1 pseudogene is annotated in these 540 nt (G+C 37.6%); it reads left to right on the plus strand.

Features of this window, described 5'->3' with window-relative positions:
• Nucleotides 1-346: 346 nt before the first annotated feature.
• Nucleotides 347-540 (plus strand): annotated as a pseudogene (locus FK268_RS26170) (amino acid permease); the annotation flags it as partial.

The following is a 540-nucleotide window of genomic DNA, read 5'->3' on the forward strand; positions in this document are numbered from 1 at the left end:
TAATACTTTTATTCTATTGCTTGTTATCTAATTACGCATTATTCAATGCGTATTATCCAATTAATTATCCAATGAGCTTGAAGAGACTTTTATACTTCTTTTTCGTAGAAAGTACTACTCTATCTCTCAATATAGGTTATTTACACGATAAAATCTTATCAAAGCGAGAGAGAATTTAAAGAGCCGATAGCTGATGCTTTAATCTAAGCAGATCAATCATCTCGATGCCGGGAAGAAGCTTATACCCCGCTGGGGTAAAGTTGATATACTACCTTAGATTTCGCCCCATTTTTGATTTAGGAGATGGTGGCACTTAACATTGAGCATCGATTTAAGAGAGAAGGTCATGAGCCAAGTAGCAGGAAAGGAAGAGATAAAGTTAAAACGGGGGCTAAAGAATCGTCATATTCAGATGATCGCTTTAGGGGGTGCAATTGGAACGGGGTTATTTTATGGCTCGGCAGAATCGATTGCACTAGTAGGGCCGGCAATTCTATTGGCCTATCTATTGGGTGGATTTATTATCTATCTTATTATGAC

The organism is Tsukamurella sputi (assembly GCF_007858445.1).
GTDB lineage: Bacteria > Actinomycetota > Actinomycetes > Mycobacteriales > Mycobacteriaceae > Tsukamurella > Tsukamurella sputi.